The organism is Massilia sp. DJPM01 (assembly GCF_030348125.1).
Taxonomy (GTDB): Bacteria; Pseudomonadota; Gammaproteobacteria; order Burkholderiales; family Burkholderiaceae_D; genus Telluria_A; species Telluria_A frigida.
This window is the reverse complement of the sequence record NZ_JAQOZV010000121.1, coordinates 1-4,762: the sequence shown is the minus strand read 5'-3', so window position 1 is coordinate 4,762 and position 4,762 is coordinate 1. Positions and strand designations below refer to the sequence as shown.

Sequence of the window (4,762 nt, the reverse complement as noted above, 5' to 3'; positions counted from 1 at the left end):
GAAGGCCCATAACGGATGCCGATGCGCGAGGAAATCCGCCTGCTGGCGCCGGCGCCGACTGCAATTTGGCAGAGAAACCAGCGGCCGAAGAAAATCCAGTCGCACTATCAGGTAATCCCATCATTTCCAGAGGTGCCACATGAAGCTCCTACATTTTGACTTCGTTTTGGTCCAATGTCGCTGGCGCCGGGAGACGTTGCCGCGCAGAGTAAGTCGTCTCGCGGTACGTCTTGCCACAATCTGAGCATAGGGGCGCAAGTACCTTTACTGTGTCGCTACGTTGCCCACTTTTGCCAGAACCATTAGTATGTCGTCGCGATGAATCCCACTCGCGCCTGGGTACCTAAAGTCGACGACGCGATAGTTGCCTACCTTCTTGCCACTGATGCTGACCGAAAATTCCTCCGTCGCGTCCTGCGGCAGTGTCCCCGAACGGTATAGCTCGAGAGCCAGCATCGCCGGAAACCACAGACGTATTTCTTGCCCCTCAGTCGCGAAGCGAATCCGGCTTTTTGGGTAGCCAAGGCTGCTTACTGTGCCCGTCTGGTACGGCTCCATCAGCATCCGAACTTCGTGCAGCATCGTTCCGTTTATGGCAATTCCCTGCATATTGCTACCTCAATCATGGCTGTGGTCCTGAGATTCCAGGGGAGACGTCTCGCTGCTGCTGTTCCGCTCCCATGCACGAATCGACGATAACGCTTGCGCAATCTTGGCATGGCTTGGCGTAGCTGACGCAATTCACGACCGAACATTTTAGCTGAGCTTGGTTCTGTTTGGGGCACTCTCTGGGAACCGGCGGCGTCTGGTTTAAGGCTGCGGGCCGGAAGTTGCGGCTCAGCCTGAGACTCTGCCGTGTGGGACATCCGCTAGAATGACGGTCCCTCCCTGTTCACGATGCGCTTGTGTCCCGTTTTACAGGGCAGTAAGTGCCTGGGAGCGCCCGTGGCGGTGAGGTCACCAAGGTCATTTGCCGGCCAGAACATTGAATAGTGAATTTATGAAAACCTTTAACTTGTCCAAGCTCGGCTATGCCTTTGTTCCCAATGCGATTCCGTCGACGCTCATGTCAGGCGCGGCGTTTGCCCGTGCCAGTCGAATGGCAAAGCGGCACGGTGGCCTGTTGGTTGGCGGCTCTATCGAACTGTCGCTAGCGGGAGTTTCGTTTAAGCCACATGCTCACGCGGAGCCACTGCACGTGGGACTTCGGCCCATCAATATTCTGACAGCCAATATTCGTTCGGTGAGGAGAGAGTTCGGTTGGCTCACCGGCAAAGTGGTCATTGCCCATCGCGATGGCGAATTTCGTTTTTACTGTTTTGGCGCGAAGACGGTCGCGGCGCAGTATGCCAAGTACCTCAGTCTTGGTGAGGCATAGCCGCGCCTTGGTGGAGCGCGCGGTTCTCACTTTGACGAAAAGGGATAGCCGGTCGAGCGCTCCTGTTGTGTCGATACCAGACCTACTTCGTGAGTCCAAACGCGACATCGAATTCTGCAAGCTTGAGCTCGGCCCGCCACTCTTCGAAGAGCTTGTGGAGGGCTTTGGTCATCGGGTCGCCCTCGTCGCGATACAGGCGAGCGGAAAATTCCTTTAGGTAGCGCTCGCGGCAATCCTCGTAGTTGACAACATCCAGCGGGAAGTGCTGGCAGTCAATCACGTCCTGGATGAGTTTGCGTCCCTCGCCGCGAATCCCCGATGCAAGTCGGCTTCTGTTTTCTATCAGCCATCGCTTGAACGAAGTCGCCCATGCTTTTTCCATTTCCTCATAGGATGTCGTGCGCCGAAACAGCACAAGGGTTGTGGCCTCTGCCGCGTACCACGTCCAGTCCTTGAGCTCAGTGCACGTCCATCCGATGCGTTCGGCGAACTCACGTGCCTTTGGCAGTTCAGGAACGGTGCTGTCTGCGCCCGTATAGGGCATTGATACAACGGCGGTGCTGTACTCGACGAACTTCCCGTCCGAGAGCGGCAGGCGCTCGTAGAAGCGAACCTGGTGGTCAGCGCCGGGGAAGTTGATGCTCGGGTGACGAACGTTGACGGCACGCCCCCATCCCGTTCTGCATGCCTTGTAGTCAATGCCGCGGCACATACGATTTACGACGTTTTTATCGTCGCCAAATGGTTCGGCGTAGCCAAGGCCGAAAGCCTTCGCAAACAAGGTCGCGCAACTACGGCGTAGTGCGCCAATTTCGTCCCAGTGTGAATTGGGGTTACGTTCCAACACTAGCAAGCGGTTGACGTTGGCGCGAAATTCCATGAGGACGCCAGTGCCGAGGAGGCGCAATTCTTCAGGCGAAAATGCTTGGTCAATCGCGTACCCGAAGTCGGCCATGCGGGCGACGAAGGACTGCTCATTTAGGGCTGAGAGATCCGGCTCTAAACCTGAATCCAGCATCCAACTTAGGAGCGCGGCATTCGTCCGAAACCCGAGCCCAGCCGCAAGTGCCTCACTCAGGTGCGATGACTTTGCCGTCGGAAAACGGTCTTGAAGGGCGTTCTTAAGATGGCGCAGTCGACCTGCGGAAATAGGAATAACAGCCATGGTGGCACTCCAATCGTAATGCGGTCAGCGTCCCCCGATTACGCACTGGCCAATGAATGGAATGCGAATATTGAATGTGCTGCATGTGTCTGCTTTAACCCGGGGGCAGGTTGGGCTCAGATGCCTGCAATTATGGTAGCACAATCCCATGGGGTGTCAATTTCAAATCCAGCGACCACGCCCCATCGGCGCACAGGCTGCGGCCCCGGCATCGCCGAGTTTCGCTGCTTTGGCACCAGGAGCGCAATGGCGCAGTATTCGCAGTATCTCAAGGACCGATAGACCGTCACGGCATGGCAGTTTCCAGCGCAGTACGCTGCGCATCGTTGGCGACATTGCGCGCCACGTCGAAATACAATGGCTGGTCGTAGGTCACGAAGTCCGCGATAACCTCGACCACGGTGCGCGCAAACCTTTCCGGCGACGACGTCTCGGCCAAGCACTTGAAATACGTTGGTAGCGCGGTACGCCAATTGACGCCGACGTTCAATGAGCTGCCATCGTCGGCAAAAAACAGCACGTCATCGTTGCCTTCGTCGATGTGGCTGAGTAGCCCAAAGAGGAACTCGAAGCTTTCGGAAACTCCTGAAGGCACTTCCTGGTCCGAAGCGCGGATGCACTCGTGCAGCAGCCGATGGAATTCGGCGATGAAGGCATCCGTGCCCTCGGACTGTTTCTGTCTGCCCCGGTTGTTGATTTCGACGGGCTCGTAGTAATTCCCAGCCATGGCAGCATCGTAAAACGCACGCACCTCGTCTAACAGCGATACCGCTGCATTGCCCGCTTCAGAGGGGCGTACCGTGAACCGCACAAAATCGCTCAGCAGAATACTCAGTTGTGTCGCAGGCATCAGTTCAATAGCGCGCTCGGAAATAATCAAAAGACTGCCACGGTCCAGCGCGCGTAGCTCGGTGCGTACAGCAGTAAAGTCAATCAAATGTTCGGTCATGTTTGCGTTTCCGTCAAAGCGGTTGGACAAGGCGTCCGCATAGAAACCAGCGGCTTGCGGTCCGATGAATTGTCGCGACATGGCTGGTGGCGCGTCAAGTACCGAGCAGCACCAAATCTGCACTGGATGCAGCCGAGGCCACGGACGGCGTCGCCATGGCCGGCTGCATGTGTCTGGCATGGATTAAACTGTCTCGACGGGTATGATACCCGGCTGTGTATGACGCGTAGTATGCGCCGGCGCCGTTGGCGCTAATCACCAATCAGGTTGAGAGAGGACGTTCTGTGAAACCAGGGAAGGGTGATGTCGCGATTCAGCGCAAGATTTCAGGGCGGCAGCTGGAAGAACTACAAAAGCATACCTGGATGATGTCCGAGGCATTTGGGTTGGACACGAGAGTGGACAACTACAGGGGGACGCGGCCAATCTCATTCTACCAATGGGATTTGGACTGTCTGCTGTGTGTCCTTGACATGGCATTGCGGGACGAGAATGAGTACCCGGATAAACAGGATGACGGGTACGTCTGCCTGCAGGCATTGCATGACGACCTTCAGCGGGCCTACGAGGAAACCTACCCTTGACGGCCGCTACCGAGAGGGCGGGCTGTTGGCTCATAGGCTAGAAAGGCCCGCTGGCCAATTGCTGGTGATTCGCTCGCGGCGGCATCGCCAGGTGCCATGCACGGCGAATGCAGCGGAGCCGGTCGTGGGCAAGCGCCTCGGCCCATACTTGCATCCGATATCAGCTATTTTGATTTCGACATTATTTCGATTTATATGGCAAAAATTCCGTCAAAGCTTCAACCCTGGTTTGACGCGCGTCACCGATTCAGACTGAGCGACGCGGAAGTCCAGATGGCCCGTGAGCTGGGATTGAATCCCAAGAAATTCGGCTCCTTAGCCACCGAAAAGCAACAAGCATGGAAGCTTCCGCTCCGCGAGTTCATTGCTGAATGCTATTTCAAACGCTTCAAGCGTGAGCGGCCGGAGCACGTCCGGACCCTTGAGCAGGTAATTGACGCCGAAGACGACGTTCGTCGAAAACCGCCGAATTGACCGGCGGGTTCGAGGTCCTAAACGCTTTTACCAGCGTCAGAACCGGGTCCGCGCATTCAGGGAATCCTGGCCACCGTCAGCCCCGAAATCGAACTAGCCCTTGATGCGATACGCGTCCCGGTCCTTGCCATCGAGGCTCTTGCAAAACTAGCGGAACGGATGAAAATTGCTTGGCAGCGCAAGCGAAAAGGTGGGGTGGGCGCCCATTTCTG

General features: G+C 56.6%; 5 protein-coding genes. 2 read left to right on the top strand and 3 right to left on the bottom strand.

What is annotated here, in order from left to right:
- Nucleotides 1-264: 264 nt before the first annotated feature.
- Nucleotides 265-582 carry a hypothetical protein gene (locus PO883_RS33750; protein ID WP_289313688.1) on the bottom strand — a complete coding sequence of 106 codons (318 nt, stop codon included), beginning with the start codon at nt 580-582 and terminating at the stop codon, nt 265-267.
- Nucleotides 583-1,000: 418 nt separating this feature from the next.
- Between PO883_RS33750 and PO883_RS33745 the strand changes: the two genes are divergently transcribed.
- The gene (locus tag PO883_RS33745) at nt 1,001-1,378 is read left to right on the top strand and encodes a hypothetical protein (protein ID WP_289313687.1); all 378 of its coding nucleotides are present in this window, start codon (nt 1,001-1,003) and stop codon (nt 1,376-1,378) included.
- An 82-nt stretch (nt 1,379-1,460) separates the two neighbouring features.
- Here PO883_RS33745 and PO883_RS33740 read toward each other — a convergent pair whose 3' ends face one another.
- Together PO883_RS33740 and PO883_RS33735 are read right to left on the bottom strand one after the other, a co-directional pair.
- Nucleotides 1,461-2,543, bottom strand: a complete 1,083-nt coding sequence (locus tag PO883_RS33740) for a hypothetical protein (RefSeq protein ID WP_289313686.1) — start codon at nt 2,541-2,543, stop codon at nt 1,461-1,463.
- A 286-nt stretch (nt 2,544-2,829) separates the two neighbouring features.
- Nucleotides 2,830-3,492, bottom strand: coding sequence for a hypothetical protein (locus PO883_RS33735; protein ID WP_289313685.1), 663 nt, complete (start codon nt 3,490-3,492; stop codon nt 2,830-2,832).
- A 680-nt stretch (nt 3,493-4,172) separates the two neighbouring features.
- Between PO883_RS33735 and PO883_RS33730 the strand changes: the two genes are divergently transcribed.
- A complete protein-coding gene (locus tag PO883_RS33730; RefSeq protein ID WP_289313684.1) occupies nt 4,173-4,550 on the top strand; it encodes a hypothetical protein in 378 nt (125 codons plus the stop codon).
- Nucleotides 4,551-4,762 lie beyond the last annotated feature (212 nt).

What these genes read in the sequence shown, in the direction of transcription:
- PO883_RS33730 (WP_289313684.1), top strand. Translation starts at nt 4,173, where the DNA reads ATGCACGGCGAATGCAGCGGAGCCGGTCGTGGGCAAGCGCCTCGGCCC.
- PO883_RS33740 (WP_289313686.1), bottom strand. Translation starts at nt 2,543, where the DNA reads ATGGCTGTTATTCCTATTTCCGCAGGTCGACTGCGCCATCTTAAGAAC.
- PO883_RS33745 (WP_289313687.1), top strand. Translation starts at nt 1,001, where the DNA reads ATGAAAACCTTTAACTTGTCCAAGCTCGGCTATGCCTTTGTTCCCAAT.
- PO883_RS33750 (WP_289313688.1), bottom strand. Translation starts at nt 582, where the DNA reads ATGCTGCACGAAGTTCGGATGCTGATGGAGCCGTACCAGACGGGCACA.
- PO883_RS33735 (WP_289313685.1), bottom strand. Translation starts at nt 3,492, where the DNA reads ATGACCGAACATTTGATTGACTTTACTGCTGTACGCACCGAGCTACGC.